General features: G+C 39.3%; 11 protein-coding genes, 2 tRNA genes, 1 rRNA gene and 1 pseudogene. 11 read left to right on the top strand and 4 right to left on the bottom strand.

Annotation, left to right across the window (positions count from 1 at the left end; genetic code table 11):
* Positions 1-772 precede the first annotated feature (772 nt).
* Positions 773-1,624: a YihY/virulence factor BrkB family protein gene (locus KBP50_RS01420; RefSeq protein ID WP_050349550.1), complete on the bottom strand. Its 852-nt coding sequence runs from the start codon at positions 1,622-1,624 to the stop codon at positions 773-775.
* Positions 1,625-1,780: 156 nt separating this feature from the next.
* Here KBP50_RS01420 and KBP50_RS01425 point away from each other — a divergent pair, with 156 nt between their 5' ends.
* Together KBP50_RS01425 and KBP50_RS01430 are read left to right on the top strand one after the other, a co-directional pair.
* On the top strand, positions 1,781-2,245 hold the full coding sequence (locus tag KBP50_RS01425; RefSeq protein ID WP_050349549.1) for a DUF948 domain-containing protein: 465 nt from the start codon (positions 1,781-1,783) through the stop codon (positions 2,243-2,245).
* Positions 2,246-2,247: 2 nt separating this feature from the next.
* Positions 2,248-2,712, top strand: a complete 465-nt coding sequence (locus tag KBP50_RS01430; RefSeq protein WP_050349548.1) for a DUF948 domain-containing protein — start codon at positions 2,248-2,250, stop codon at positions 2,710-2,712.
* A 908-nt stretch (positions 2,713-3,620) separates the two neighbouring features.
* Here the strand turns inward: KBP50_RS01430 and KBP50_RS01435 are convergent.
* Complete coding sequence (locus KBP50_RS01435) at positions 3,621-4,061, bottom strand: DUF948 domain-containing protein (RefSeq protein WP_050349547.1); 441 nt, start codon at positions 4,059-4,061, stop codon at positions 3,621-3,623.
* Between the two features lie 442 nt (positions 4,062-4,503).
* On the opposite strand from KBP50_RS01435, the gene cwlD reads away from it, so the two are divergent.
* Positions 4,504-5,238, top strand: coding sequence for an N-acetylmuramoyl-L-alanine amidase CwlD (gene cwlD / locus KBP50_RS01440; RefSeq protein ID WP_050349546.1), 735 nt, complete (start codon positions 4,504-4,506; stop codon positions 5,236-5,238).
* A gap of 261 nt (positions 5,239-5,499) precedes the next feature.
* Entirely contained in the window at positions 5,500-6,558 is a 1,059-nt protein-coding gene (locus KBP50_RS01445; protein WP_050349545.1) for an Mrp/NBP35 family ATP-binding protein, read from the top strand.
* Between the two features lie 828 nt (positions 6,559-7,386).
* Here the strand turns inward: KBP50_RS01445 and gerD are convergent.
* A complete protein-coding gene (gerD, locus tag KBP50_RS01450; RefSeq protein ID WP_236691332.1) occupies positions 7,387-8,034 on the bottom strand; it encodes a spore germination lipoprotein GerD in 648 nt (215 codons plus the stop codon).
* Between the two features lie 418 nt (positions 8,035-8,452).
* On the opposite strand from gerD, the gene KBP50_RS01455 reads away from it, so the two are divergent.
* Both KBP50_RS01455 and tnpA read left to right on the top strand, forming a co-directional pair.
* On the top strand, positions 8,453-9,100 hold the full coding sequence (locus KBP50_RS01455) for a KinB-signaling pathway activation protein (RefSeq protein ID WP_050349544.1): 648 nt from the start codon (positions 8,453-8,455) through the stop codon (positions 9,098-9,100).
* Between the two features lie 380 nt (positions 9,101-9,480).
* Positions 9,481-9,968: pseudogene (gene tnpA / locus KBP50_RS01460) on the top strand (IS200/IS605 family transposase).
* A 266-nt stretch (positions 9,969-10,234) separates the two neighbouring features.
* Here tnpA and pdaB read toward each other — a convergent pair.
* Positions 10,235-10,993 carry a polysaccharide deacetylase family sporulation protein PdaB gene (gene pdaB, locus KBP50_RS01465; RefSeq protein WP_050349543.1) on the bottom strand — a complete coding sequence of 253 codons (759 nt, stop codon included), beginning with the start codon at positions 10,991-10,993 and terminating at the stop codon, positions 10,235-10,237.
* A gap of 753 nt (positions 10,994-11,746) precedes the next feature.
* On the opposite strand from pdaB, the gene KBP50_RS01470 reads away from it, so the two are divergent.
* The 5 genes from KBP50_RS01470 (at position 11,747) to KBP50_RS01485 (ending at position 14,766) form a co-directional block, all read left to right on the top strand.
* The gene (locus KBP50_RS01470) at positions 11,747-11,968 is read left to right on the top strand and encodes a hypothetical protein (protein WP_050349542.1); all 222 of its coding nucleotides are present in this window, start codon (positions 11,747-11,749) and stop codon (positions 11,966-11,968) included.
* Between the two features lie 644 nt (positions 11,969-12,612).
* Positions 12,613-14,177: ribosomal RNA gene (locus KBP50_RS01475) — 16S ribosomal RNA — on the top strand.
* 117 nt (positions 14,178-14,294) lie between these two features.
* Complete coding sequence (locus KBP50_RS22375; RefSeq protein ID WP_280528727.1) at positions 14,295-14,426, top strand: hypothetical protein; 132 nt, start codon at positions 14,295-14,297, stop codon at positions 14,424-14,426.
* A gap of 165 nt (positions 14,427-14,591) precedes the next feature.
* A tRNA-Ile gene (locus tag KBP50_RS01480) sits at positions 14,592-14,668 on the top strand.
* Between the two features lie 25 nt (positions 14,669-14,693).
* Positions 14,694-14,766: transfer RNA gene (locus KBP50_RS01485), tRNA-Ala, on the top strand.
* Positions 14,767-14,824: the final 58 nt, after the last annotated feature.

Raw genomic sequence — 14,824 nt, forward strand, 5'->3', positions numbered from 1 at the left:
GGTATGATAAAGTTTTATTCGAAATGTAAGAGCACAACGTCATCCAATGATGCTTTTATTTAAACAAAAAAGGACAGAATTTGAACATTTCGTTCATCTTCTGTCCTGTTAGGATATAGACTATAAATGGGATTTTCTAGCTTCAAAATGGTTTCTGAATACAGAAAAAACCGCAAATATAAACAGCTAAGTTAATAGTCATAAATTTAATGGATGATCGTAGTGTTCTTAACTTAATTGGCAGTCTGCTTTTTTCCCAAGCCAAATAAACCCTCAAGAAAGTGGGGTATTGACAAAAAATGCAGAACAAACCATATACAATTAATTAGTTAAGAACCAAAACCGACATCAAGACAACTCCTATATAATTCATTATTTACCAGATAAAAGTATCATTAAAATACTGAAAAGTCAAGCATGAAAAGGCGAGTTCTAGGAGTCAAAAAAACAAGCCACTTTTGTGTATTCTTATAAGCTATGGCGAATGTAAAAAGAAATAGAAATGACGAATGAGCTTTTTTAGGAGACGCATATGAAGTAGCTAGATCCATTTTAAAAAGTACAAATTTAAAATAGTGCACATTATCCCGTATATAACTAGAGTGAGACCCGCCTTTTCATACTGCGAAGCGAAATCTAGTAGAGTAAAGCGGAGGGTCCAACCGCAAGTCATATACTTGAATTATTTATTGAACCATCCGTGGGGTTTTCTTCGCTAATTGAAAGATTTATGGATGAAATGAACACAAGTTATTTTGACAAGAGGTTTATGTCAAGAAGAGGCTCTATGCAGATCATTTTCTAGTGCTTTTGATTGTTTAGCGTTGTATAGAACGTTAATAATCGCTCCGCTCATGAAAATCATTCCAGTTAAATAAAACCAAATAAGCAGAATAATAATACCACCAAGACTGCCATAAGTTGCAGAATAGTTACTGAAATTGCTAATATAGAAAGAGAATCCGAATGAGATCAGCTGCCAAAGAATACTTGCAGTAATTGCTCCAGGAAGAATATGCTTAATCGGCAGTCGTTTATTAGGAGCAAAACGATATAAAATAACCAGAAAACCTGTCAACACGGTTATGCTGAGCGCCCATCGTAAAACTTGAAAAAATAATCCCATTGCAGCAGTTAATCCGATGAAGGTCTCAAGGAATTGTAGAATGAGATTGCCGAATAGTGGCATAATGATTGCGATAATGAAAGCAATAATCATACTTAAGGTAAGCCCTAAGGCAGTGAGACGAACGAGCAGCATGTTTCGTGTTTCTTCTACCTCGTAGGCTGCATTACTTGCTTTGATAAAAGCGTTCATGGCAGCAGATGAGGACCACAAAGCACCGATGATTCCTAGCGTTAGAAGACCACCGCGTGGCACTTCGACAAGACTGACAATATTTTCTTCCAATAACACGGCAAGTTCATTTGGCAGAACGCTGTTAATAAAAGCAATGGCATCCTCCGAGTTAATTGGAAAATAGGGGACTAATGCAAATCCTACTAAAAAAAGGGGAACAATGGATAATAGGAAATAATAAGCTAATGCTGCTGCTAATAAAGGAACTTGGTCGGATTGAAATTTTTCTAAAAATAAATGAACATATTTTTTGATGGTAGTCATAGAATTTCCTCCAGGCTAAAGTTGCTTTATTCTCCCATACCCTTTATCGCAGTAGACTAATCCACCGTTTGTAAAGGTGATAAGCAGGAAACAAATAGCGTTTCAATCTATCTTGCCAGTGGTATAATGCATTATAAAGAAAGGGGGAAATTTTAAGTGGAAGACGTTTTATATTTGACATTATTAATAATAGCTGTTGCTTTTGCGCTGACAGTTGTTTTTATTGTTATCGTATTACATCGTTTCACCAAATTATTAAGAACAGCAGGGAGCACTTTAGGACAAGTTGAAACAGATATGCAACAAACGATACCGGAGCTACAAAACACACTACATCAAACCCAAGTAACGGTAGATGATATAGGGGAAAAATTACAAGCCACGGATTCCTTATTTGACACCGCTGAAAATTTGGGACACTCTGTCAATCATATTAATCAGGCTATACAAAAAACAAAGCCAACATTAACGAGTAATGAATTAGAAGAAGAAACAAAACTTTATGTGGAAGGGATACGTTGGTCAGCAGCAGCTTCTTATTTATATAAGCAATGGAAAGGAGCAAATACAGCTGCAAAAAAAACAAGTGATTCAATCGATCAAACAGGAAAAGAGGGATAAGGATGTTATTAGAAATTGGTGTATTATTAATTGGCATTGCATTTTTTATTGCGGCCATATTCGTGTCATATGCTCTAAATAACTTGGCAGGTGTTCTTCGAGGTGTTGAAAAAACAGTCGAGCAAGTACCAGATCAAATGAACGCAATGGTTAAAGAAACAACAGGGCTGATTAAAGAAAGCAATCATACGTTAGAGGATATCAACGATAAGATGAAGCAGCTTAGCCCATTGTTTTATGTAGTAGGAGATGTGGGAAATGTGACGCGCAAATTTTCCTCCTCACTCGTACAAGTGACAGAGTCATTAAAGAACAAGTCCGACAATGGAAGTGATCCTATGGGTAAAAAGAAATCCGGGAGCTTATATGGTTCTTTTACAACGGGGTATGATTGGTTAAAAAAACGCAGACAGCAAAAAAAGCAGCAAAAACAAGGTGCAGCAGTGAATAACCATACGAATAATTAGCAAAAACAAGCCGCTCCAAAGCAATAAAGGCAACTGATGAGAGAAAAACCAAGACTCATAAAAGTTGCCTTTTTTATAAGGTAAGAAACCAGCATGGCTTGCCTAGAGCGCGAGCCACCATCTATCATGAAAAAACTTTTGCTTTATAATGTTTAGATTCTTAAAATACTGTCTAAAATAAATGAGTTAGATAAGTTAAATAGAGTTGTTTTTTCATACAAAAGTATAAAATGAGGTGCTTTGGATAAGGAAATAACCGAATAGTCACGTCCGGCGCATGAGCCCAGCAACGATGCGACTTCAGAAATGCGCCCTACGATAAGTCCTCATCGGTTCGTCGCAAAGAGGAAGGCCGACTTAAAACGGGCTTGCCGCCCATATGTCGGCATACCCCTGTTTTAGTGGCATGATTCCTTTATCTCAGTTGATTCGTTCCATTCGCTACGTTGCTAAACGGGCGCTCCGAGCCTTTGTTCCACTATAGGAAAGTATAAGATTTTTTTGGTTTATAGTATAAGAAAAACAAAAGCTTCCGCCATAAACTTGGCGACAAGCCAAGTTTTTCTAAAGGAATAAGAAAGTATAAAATTTGTTGCATTGGGATAAGGGAATAACTGAATAGCCACGTCCGGCGCATGAGCCCAGCAACGATGCGACTTCACGAAATCGCCCTACGATAAGTCCTCATCGGTTCGTCGCCTCACCGTGATTCCTTTATGTAGAAGTAATTTTCCTAATCGAAAACGTCGTTCCAGTTCAAAGGTCTTTAGGTCATAACCTTGCAGCGGGATTAAAGACAATCTACTGATTGAATCATTTTATTATTACTAAGTGAAATGGAATGTAAAAGAGACAATCATTAGTAATGTAGGTGAGGTGAATGATTGTCCTGATTAAAAATAAATATGTTATTTAGGATTATCAGCAGCTGGTTGTTTCTTGCTTTGCTTGATTGCATAGTAAGCTATCGTAGCAAGGCCGTAAATACCTTCGAGATGATGTTTATTTGTAAATACATTTCCTTCTGTTGATGAATTTTGTACGCTCATTACAGCATTTACCATGGAGGATGAAGCGGCGTTAGCGGCTCTTGAAGCTCCTCCAACCATATGAAAAATAGGCGTTAATTCTTTAACTTGCTTATTTACTTCATGGAGCGTCTCATGTCCAGTACTTAGGGTGTCTGCAGCTTGATTAGTAAGTTCCTCCACTTGTTCTGGCAATTTGTTCGTTGTTTTCTGTAGGTTGCTTAGTACTCTTGCTAGGTTTAATAGCGGTTTAATTAATATAATAGAGAGTATTAGGAAAGCAACTCCAAAAATAGTAACTCCGAGGCCTAACCAATCCATTTGGCTCTCTCCTTTTTTAATATATTGATGTATTTCTTTAATATACCACGAAATGCCAAATTGTAAACGAAGGTGAAATCAATATTCATCCTATTACGTAGACATAATTCCATTGCCTGTCCCATAGACTATAGAAGAGAATAAAGCGAATTTTAGTACAGTAGAAATTCCCTACAGGTAAAAGTAGAAAAAGACGATTCGGGGGACTTTATAAAATAAAATTTTTACTACATGCAGCCTGTCGTTGCCATCCTCGCTTACCTGTTGAATCGCTTTTATGATCAGTGTCCTAAACAAAGGAAAACACTATTCTTCGCACGCTGTATTAGTGCTGAAATTTTCTGCGCTCTGTTGATTAAAGAATAGCGCATTATAGGTTCTTGTCTCTTGAAGATGAGCATTTTAAAGATATTAGATCTGAGTGGAAAAAGGGGGCTAGCAGTTGAAGCAATGGTATAAAATAGTGCTTTGGTTAGTAGGAGTATTTGTTTTAGGGTATCTTATTCAGTTGCCGATTACCAATCAACTATCTTTTAATGTAGGATCTTCCTTTTCATTACCCTTATCCGGGAAGACAATTGTGATTGATCCCGGGCATGGCGGACCGGATGGTGGTGCTGTTGGGAAGGATGATACACAGGAAAAGGACATATCCTTAGAAGTTTCTAAAAAAGTACAAAAATATTTACAGCAAGTTGGAGCAATCGTGTACTTAACACGGGAAACAGATAAAGATCTCGCTTCACCAGATGTAAAAGGGTTATCTAAAAGAAAATCAGAGGATATTCGTAACCGTTTAGCATTTATCAATAAAAAAGAAGCTGACTTTTTTATTACATTGCACTTAAACGCGCTACCTTCGTCTAAATGGAGAGGGGCTCAGACGTTTTATAATCCTCTTAAGGACGAAAATAAGCATTTGGCAGAAATGATTCAGGCAGAGTTGATCCGCAATTTGGAGAATACCAATCGTGCGGCACTAGCGATTAATAATGTTTATTTACTAAAGCATGCGGAAGTGCCGGGTGCACTAGTAGAAATCGGTTTCTTATCCAATGCAGAAGAACGGGAATTGTTGAAGGATTCGGATTATCAGCAAAAAGTCGCAGCAAGCATTTATAAAGGTATTCTGCGTTATATTACAGAGGAGATAAAGGATGAGGGAGAAGAGAGTTAGTTAGAGAATTTGGGCTAAACAAACGTATATAAACTATGAGTGCTTAGAAGCGCTCATTATTTATTTTAAGGACAAGTCTTGTTAGTCAATACATGGAAAAACAATGAATTAGGTAAGTAATGGAACAGCCTTTTGCAACTAGTACGCTTTCACTAGCTGAACGGAATTACTGATAAATGATAGGCAATCTCATAAACTGATGGATGCTTTATTTTATGTTATACTGACGTTGTATGCATTTACAAAGGGATGGTGATTTCGATGCTAACGAAGGAAGAAGTAATTCAGCTGCTTAACCCTGTTAGAGATCCGTTTTTACATATATCGTTAGAAGAAACTGAAGGTATAAAGGAAGTTAATATTAAAGAAGACAAGAACCATGTGAGTGTAAAAATTGGTATTTCTAAAACCAATACTGCTGAACAGATGCAACTGCAACAAGAGATTGTCGGAATCCTTAAGAGAAATGGAGCGTCTACAGTAGGTTTACGGTTTGAACAGTTACCAGATGACGTTATAAAGAAATATCAACCTGCTGCTGAAAAAGAGCAAGAGGCTGCGTTAATGGGGGGGAATAGCGGTACGAAGTTTATTGCTGTTTCCAGTGGTAAAGGTGGCGTTGGTAAGTCCACTGTCACCGTTAATTTAGCGATGTCCTTAAAACGTTTAGGAAAAAAAGTCGGAATTATTGATGCGGATATTTATGGCTTTAGTGTCCCAGATATGATGGGAGTGGAAGAACGTCCAAAGGTTCGTGGCGAAAAAATTATCCCTGTGGAACGGTTTGGTGTGAAAGTCATCTCAATGGGCTTTTTTGTAGAAGATAATTCTCCGATTATTTGGCGGGGTCCAATGCTCGGAAAAATGTTAAATAGCTTCTTTAAGGAAGTCGAGTGGGGGGATCTAGATTATTTATTGCTTGATCTACCACCTGGAACGGGCGACATTGCAATGGATGTACATGAGCTTCTTCCATCCTGTAAGGAAGTAATTGTTACAACTCCACATCCAACAGCTGCATTTGTTGCAGCTCGTGCCGGTCAAATGGCATTAAAAACAGAGCATGAAATTCTAGGTGTTATTGAAAATATGGCTTATTTTGAAAGTGAGCTTACAGGTCAGAAGGAATATGTATTTGGTCAAGGCGGTGGCAAGAAATTGGCGGAAGTGTTGAAAACAAAAGTACTTGGTCAATTGCCATTGCAGCAGCCGTATGAGGAAGAGGATGTTTTTGCTCCATCTATTTATCAGCAGGATCATCCAATTGGACAAGCATACCACAAAATTGCGGCTAAAATAGTGGCTCAATTGGAAGAATAAAATTGTAGAGGACGTCTCAAGCGTTGATTTAGTAATCTTGAGACGTCTTTTCTTTATAAGACTAAGAAAGTATAAAATTAGGTGCCGGAATAACCGAGTAGCTACGTCCGGCGCATGAGCCCAGCAACTAGGCGACTTAGAAATGCGCCCTACGATAAGTCATGATCGGTTCGTCGCAAAGAGGAGGGCCGACTAAAAACGGGCTTGCCGCTCAGGCGTCGGCATACCCTTGTTTTTAGTGGCATGATTCCTTTATCTTTAGTTGATTCATTCCATTCGCTACGTTGCTAAACGGGCGCCCCGCGCCTTTGTTCCACTATAGGAAAGTATAAGATTTTTTTGGTTTATAGTATAAGAAAAACAAAGGCTTCCGCCATAAGACTTGGCGACAAGCCAAGTTTTTCTAACGTTTGCAGGAACAGTAGCAAACAATTATTGTACATGTTTAACGGGATAGATTAGCGGTAAGATAAGAAACTAACACAATTCACTGCTTTTTAATGTCGGATGCCATTTGGTAATTTGGTACATTCTCAAGCACTAGATCATAAGGCGCTTCTATTCTACAGTGATTTAAATTGTATCGTCGTCTGATTTCAGTTTATCCTGCATATAAGGTGGTGCTGTAAGACTCCCACTTCAAGAACCGGAAAATCCATACTATAACAAGTTAAGTGGGAGATAACAGTACCTAAATGCCCGATTCGTTTAGAGGTGTTTAGGTCATACCATTACGGTACTAACAATCAGTGAGAGATGAAATACCCCCCCAATGATTGTAGATTCAGTTTATCTGGTAGGGTCAAGGCGTTTATGCTTTTTGTTTTTTTAGCCTCCTCCTCCAGCTTCACCTGCTCCGCCGCCGCCTTCCCCGCCTTCCCCGCCTTCCCCTTTTCCTCCTTCTTCTTCTTTCTTTTGTTTGCCTTGCTTTTCAGCAGCTTTTAGAAGTGTTTCTTGCATTTTTTCTTGGAAAAGTGGAGTTTCAAGCGTTTGTTGAATAGTTTCTTCAAGGTGCTCACGAAATTGCTGGCTTTTCACTACTTGGAGTATTTGATCGGTCATCTCAGGATTTTGCAATAATTCAAGCATTTGTTTTTGAAAACCTGCATCATTCATCAAGCTCTTCATTAGCTTCTTATGTTCTTCTTGCATAGATTTAGTATATTCTTTAACAAAATCGGTATCCTGGAACAGCGTTGTCCACATTTGTTTTCCTTTTTCAGATACAAGCGCTTCGTTAATGGATTTCTTTACAACGTCAGAATCCAAGACAAGCTCTTGTTTCATTTTTTCGTCTGTCATTAACTCACGTATTGCTTTTTTTCCATCTTCTGTTTGTAATATATCAACAACCATTTTCTTTGTTGTATCATAATCTCCTTCTTTGTCCGAGGCATTTCCATCGGTACACCCACTGATAAGAATGAAAGAAACGATAACAGCGATGCCAAGGATTCTTAATCGATTCAAATTCACTTTGGAAATCCTCCTTCCTTCTCTGTTTTAATGTGCGTGGATACAGAGAAAAATATTCGTTATATAAGGAAAAAACGGTTACTTCATGATAGAATACGGGAGAGGAAGGCAAGTTTGTCCGTATGTAAGATGTTCCAGAAAAATCTGTATCCATTGTAGGGAAATTGGACATGGAGTACAGCTGCTATATTGCTTTATTTCGGAGGTAGCTGGCAATAAAGCTGTTTTCCATCGCTACGAGTTGAAAATTAAGGGGGATAAGGGAGAGGATTTCAATTGCAAGTCAAATGCCCAATTCTAATAATCAGTGGGGAGATAGAAAACCAATGATTAAGGTGTGGCTTTTTTCGTTGGATAAAAATCGCCTACTGGATAATGGTTAAAATAATACGTTATAAAGTTTAGGGGGATAAGGGTTTTGAACACTCGAAAATTAGTCAATTTCTTTTTTAAAACGTTGATTATAGGTGGTGTAGTAGGACTTATTACAAGCTTTTTTGTAAAAGCAGAGGATTACGCTGCAAATCTTGACCCGATAAATTGGATGGAATTATTGGGGTTAATTATCTTTTTTATCGGGTTGGGGCTCGTATTTAGTGTTGTCAGTCAGACAGGTTTTTTTGCATTTTTATTTATTAACCGCTTTGGTTTAGGATTGTTTCGTTCTTTTTGGCCAACCGTGCAAGTATTATTAATTGCATTTGTCGTGTTTGATTTAGTTTATTTTCCATACCAAGCAACAAAAGGAGAAGTGGCTGTTTATTGGTATATCTTAATGGCGGCAGCTATATTAGCTTACGGATGGATTGTTTCAACCATTAAAGCAAAAGAAACGAACAAGCAAGCGTTTATCCCTGCATTGTTTTTAATGGTAGTAATCACGACTATTGAATGGGTGCCAGGATTGCGAACAGAAGGTACAGATTATGCTTGGTTAATGATCATTCCTTTGTTAGCTTGTAATACATATCAATTATTGGCACTACATCGAATCAACCAGAATAATGCTAGTTCTCAAGCTACATCTTCAAATAGAGCAACAATAAAAGAAAAAGCAAAAGGTTAAAGGGTGGAATGTTTCATCATATGTAACTGGCAATAATATCTTGTCATCAAATACTGCGAGGTAAAATCCAAAAAGATAAGCGGAGGATTCAACTGCAAGTCACATGTTCGATGCTTTTTAGAGACCTTTAGGTCATAGCTGTGCGTGTACTTGAATATTTCATTTTATGTCATACGCTCTACAGTAAATGCGTCGATGATGTCATCGACGCATCTTTACTTTCTTATGACTTTAGTCCGTTGAGCTCGCGACAGCGTGCGAAACAGAAAACCACCTGCTATGCGGGTGGGAAACCAATGGTTATACCAAATAAAACACTCACTTTCTTCTATTATAGAGATTGTTCAAGCCTCTAAACTATAGAAAGGAAAGTGAGTAAATTGGCTAAAAAAGCGAATAGTTTGGCACACACAAAATGGTTATGTAAATACCATATTGTGTTCACTCCAAAGTATAGACGAAAAATAATTTATAATCAATATCGGAGAAGCATTACTAACACTGTGTAAATATAAGGGAGTGGGAATAATAGAAGGTCATCTTATGCCTGATCATGTGCATATGTTAGTGAGTATTCCACCAAAAGTAGCGGGATCCAACTTTATGGGATATCTAAAAGGAAAAAGCGCCCTTATGATTTTTGATAAGCATGCTAATTTGAAATATAAGTTTGGTAATAGGCACTTTTGGACGGAAGGCTATTATGTAAGTACAGTGGGACTGAATGAAGCAACGATAAAAAAATATATCCAAGAGCAAGACATTAGATAAGTTAAGCGTAAGGGAGTGTGAAGAGCCTTTTAAGGGTGCAAGAAATACTGATACTCCTTTAGGGGTAAGCAAAAAAGGCAAAGGCAATGAGGCTTGAATACTGAATGAAAGCCAGCGCCTTTAGACGCTGGTCGGTAGTTTAGGCTTATAGCCGATGTGCAAACCACCCGTTGGACGGGTGGTCATGATTAGGGGTATTTATACGTATATAAGGTGCTGGAAGACTCCCACTTCAAATCTGTATTGCAACAAGTCTAAGTGGGAGATACAGCATCTGAATGCCCTATTTAAATACCTTTTAGGTCATACATATGGTACGAACATCAGTGGGAATAAATGCCCTCAAATAGTTGAAGATTTGCTTTATTCAACTAATTCCGCGCTGGCATGGGCTTGATTAATTAATTCAGTCATAGAAACAAATGAAAACCCTTTATTCTTTAAGCCGGGTAGTATTGTTTCTAGTGCTTTAGCAGTCTGTTTCACTGAATCGGAGGCATGAAGTAAAATGATATCTCCATTGGTTGTATGTTTCATGACATAATCTACAATTGTATTTGAACCAGGATTTTTCCAATCATGTGGATTCACATTCCAATGAATCACGTTATATCCCATGTTTTCAGCTGTTTCTATAATTTCTTTATTAAAATGACCGCTAGGAGGGCGTAATAATTTCACATCTTCATAACCTAATTTGTCGAATACTTCCCGTGCTTTTCGCAAGTCCTTGCTTACAGTTTCCAAATCTTGGTCCAAGTAACTTTTATAGCGGTAGCCAAGCATGCCTAATTCATGCTTGTTTTCCGTAATTTTTTCAACAATATCTGGATGCTTTTCCGCCCACTCCCCACTTACAAAGAAGGTTGCTTGGACACCTTCTTCTTTTAGTCGTTTTAGAATGTGATCAACGCGTTCTTCTCCCCAGCTAATATTAAAGGTTAATGCAATATTATTCTCATTTGCATTACCTTTTGACATGGCAGTGGGCTCCTTGTTTGAAAAAACCGTGAATTCTCCATTCCACTCTAGCCATAGAAAGGTTGCTGTAAATAGAGCGACAACTGCTACAGCAAACCATCGTTTCCCTTTGTTAAAGCGCCATACATAGAAATGCTGCACTATTTCTCCTCCTTTATAAATCCATTAGCAATAAAAGAAATTTAAGTAGATTGCATACTAAAAACTTATACAGATGTGAAATTTCAGCCAGTTTCTTATATACATGGCTTGTCCTCCTTTTACTATTGATTACAATGTGTATGATGCATAGTAAGAAAAGGTCTCTTAAGATAGAGAGAACGAGCGTCCGGGATTTTGGTTCTATAGCGTGTTTTGGAGTGAGATTGAAGGGCATGTATAAAAGAACGTTAATACATATTATGTTGTTGTATAAGTATTAAGAACAAGAATCATTTATTGCGCATCTAAAGTGCCTTAATGGTTGCTTTACGTAACTATGAAGTATTTGAAGTTTGAGAAAGGGTCGCGCTAACTATCCGAATTGTTGGGAACCCAGGCAATCAGATAACGGCCGCTTGGGAGAAGATTGCCTTTTTCGAAGGTATAGAAATCTAAGATTAACGGTATATCGTAAAAGAAAAAGGCTTATGTCAAGATTGTTGTAACAGGAAACTGTAAGTGCCCGTATCCTTCTTTTGTTATGCCTTATCACTAAGAATGATAAAAGCACTTGCTAAATAAATTGCTTATTAGTAATTAAAAATAAAAGCGATAATTATTACTAAAAACCGACATAATTCGATATGTTTTGCGAATAATTTTATATACATGTTTTGCATGATTTTGATCGAGTAGGAGAAACTGAAAACAGTAAAAAACAAAACGGTTAACAAATGTGAGGTGGTGAAACAAATGCTAGGTTTATTAATTAATAATATGGAACAAAAGGAATTAGAATATTTGATCCGAAGAGAGCTAGAAGAACTTTTAATGGATTTAGAGGATTCGCGAATTGATAATATAGTTAAAGAACCCATGAGAGAAAGGTACCAAATGTTATTTCAGTTATTTCGTAGAGTAGCGAATGAAAAAGAATGTATGAAATACATGCCTAAACGAAGTAAAAATCAATAAATGAAATAATGAAGAAATACAAAAATGTATAGTAAAATGACGACTTTTGCTTTGGTCCTAATTCTTCTTAGTTAGATATTCGAAAAAAGATAGTTATCTTTAGCAAGGAAATCCTTATATGACTTTAAATGATACCATTATTAATGGACAATTTCGAGATTTTTTGATCAGTTTCTGTTAGTTGAAAGGTAATAGGCAGATGTATGACAAAAGACTAGAAGTATAGAAACGATTAAAAGCAAGAGCATGTGATTAAGTGCGCTGTAAACTGTTGAGATTATTGGGTTATCCTGATTTTCAGGCATAGATACGGCGTATTTATAATTTATAAAGAAAAATTTAGATTTTCCTATTGCCATTTTAAAATATATATGCTATATTAAATTCTGTTGTCAATAAAAGGCACAACAACAGTGAAAAACGAAATAAAAAACTTCAAAAAAACTGTTGACAATCATTGAGAAACATGATAAATTATATCTTGTCGCAAAAAACGACAGATTAATAATATTGCTCTTTGAAAACTGAACAAAACAACCAGTATGTCAAGAAAAGCAATCTCTGTTTTTCTTTTAAAAAATCGACCGAGAGCAATCTCGGAAGAAGCTAAGAATGATGAAGAACGGTGTTCATCATCACAAACTTTTATGGAGAGTTTGATCTTGGCTCAGGACGAACGCTGGCGGCGTGCCTAATACATGCAAGTCGAGCGCGGGAAGCAAGCAGATCTCCTTCGGGGGTGACGCTTGTGGAACGAGCGGCGGACGGGTGAGTAACACGTGGGCAACCTACCTGTAAGACTGGGATAACCCCGGGAAACCGGGGCTAATACCGGATGATACATATCGTCGCATGACGAGATGTTGAAAGGCGGCATATGCTGTCACTTACAGATGGGCCCGCGGCGCATTAGCTAGTTGGTGAGATAAAAGCTCACCAAGGCGACGATGCGTAGCCGACCTGAGAGGGTGATCGGCCACACTGGGACTGAGACACGGCCCAGACTCCTACGGGAGGCAGCAGTAGGGAATCTTCCGCAATGGACGAAAGTCTGACGGAGCAACGCCGCGTGAGTGATGAAGGTTTTCGGATCGTAAAACTCTGTTGTTAGGGAAGAACAAGTGCCATTCGAATAGGTTGGCACCTTGACGGTACCTAACCAGAAAGCCCCGGCTAACTACGTGCCAGCAGCCGCGGTAATACGTAGGGGGCAAGCGTTGTCCGGAATTATTGGGCGTAAAGCGCGCGCAGGCGGTCCTTTAAGTCTGATGTGAAAGCCCACGGCTTAACCGTGGAGGGCCATTGGAAACTGGGGGACTTGAGTACAGAAGAGGAGAGTGGAATTCCACGTGTAGCGGTGAAATGCGTAGAGATGTGGAGGAACACCAGTGGCGAAGGCGACTCTCTGGTCTGTAACTGACGCTGAGGTGCGAAAGCGTGGGTAGCGAACAGGATTAGATACCCTGGTAGTCCACGCCGTAAACGATGAGTGCTAGGTGTTAGGGGGTTTCCGCCCCTTAGTGCTGAAGTTAACGCATTAAGCACTCCGCCTGGGGAGTACGGCCGCAAGGCTGAAACTCAAAAGAATTGACGGGGACCCGCACAAGCGGTGGAGCATGTGGTTTAATTCGAAGCAACGCGAAGAACCTTACCAGGTCTTGACATCCTCTGACGCCCCTAGAGATAGGGAGTTCCCTTCGGGGACAGAGTGACAGGTGGTGCATGGTTGTCGTCAGCTCGTGTCGTGAGATGTTGGGTTAAGTCCCGCAACGAGCGCAACCCTTGATCTTAGTTGCCAGCATTTAGTTGGGCACTCTAAGGTGACTGCCGGTGACAAACCGGAGGAAGGTGGGGATGACGTCAAATCATCATGCCCCTTATGACCTGGGCTACACACGTGCTACAATGGATGGAACAAAGGGCAGCGAAGCCGCGAGGCCAAGCAAATCCCATAAAACCATTCTCAGTTCGGATTGCAGGCTGCAACTCGCCTGCATGAAGCCGGAATCGCTAGTAATCGCGGATCAGCATGCCGCGGTGAATACGTTCCCGGGTCTTGTACACACCGCCCGTCACACCACGAGAGTTGGTAACACCCGAAGTCGGTGAGGTAACCTTTTGGAGCCAGCCGCCGAAGGTGGGACCAATGATTGGGGTGAAGTCGTAACAAGGTAGCCGTATCGGAAGGTGCGGCTGGATCACCTCCTTTCTAAGGAATAAGATGAAGCGTAAGCGTTCGTTTAGCGACGTATGAACTGGACTGAACCGAAGGAGATAAAGAAAACACGACGACTGTAGGGAGTCGATGTTGACTTATCGTACGGAGGTGAAGGAAGTTTCACTAGTCGCTGAACGCTGGAGCTGGAATATAAAAGGCGAAAACAATTGCTCAGCAACGTACGAATTGGACGTCTTCCGACGAGATAAAGGAAACACGATGAGCCGAAAGGCGAATTGATGTTGACTTATCGTAGGAGGGAGAAGGAAATTCGCTAGTTGCTAGGAGTTTGAGCTAGATTATATAAGGAAACCGACTAAGTTCGGTCCTAGACATACTTGGTTGTTTGGTTCAGTTTTGAGAGAGTGATTTAACAGTTTAAAATCATTTATCTTATGATAGGATGGGCCTGTAGCTCAGCTGGTTAGAGCGCACGCCTGATAAGCGTGAGGTCGGTGGTTCAAGTCCACTCAGGCCCACCATCTCTAAAAGAATATTAAGATATATGGGGCCTTAGCTCAGCTGGGAGAGCGCCTGCCTTGCACGCAGGAGGTCAGCGGTTCGATCCCGCTAGGCTCCATTTTTGTACCTTGAAAACTAAATAAGAGTAACAACGACATCAAACTAAAAGCGGAAGC

The organism is Virgibacillus pantothenticus, assembly GCF_018075365.1.
Lineage (GTDB): Bacteria > Bacillota > Bacilli > Bacillales > Amphibacillaceae > Virgibacillus > Virgibacillus pantothenticus.

What these genes read in the sequence shown, in the direction of transcription:
- KBP50_RS01420 (WP_050349550.1), bottom strand. Translation starts at nt 1,624, where the DNA reads ATGACTACCATCAAAAAATATGTTCATTTATTTTTAGAAAAATTTCAA.
- KBP50_RS01430 (WP_050349548.1), top strand. Translation starts at nt 2,248, where the DNA reads ATGTTATTAGAAATTGGTGTATTATTAATTGGCATTGCATTTTTTATT.
- KBP50_RS01435 (WP_050349547.1), bottom strand. Translation starts at nt 4,061, where the DNA reads ATGGATTGGTTAGGCCTCGGAGTTACTATTTTTGGAGTTGCTTTCCTA.
- KBP50_RS01470 (WP_050349542.1), top strand. Translation starts at nt 11,747, where the DNA reads ATGCTAGGTTTATTAATTAATAATATGGAACAAAAGGAATTAGAATAT.
- KBP50_RS01445 (WP_050349545.1), top strand. Translation starts at nt 5,500, where the DNA reads ATGCTAACGAAGGAAGAAGTAATTCAGCTGCTTAACCCTGTTAGAGAT.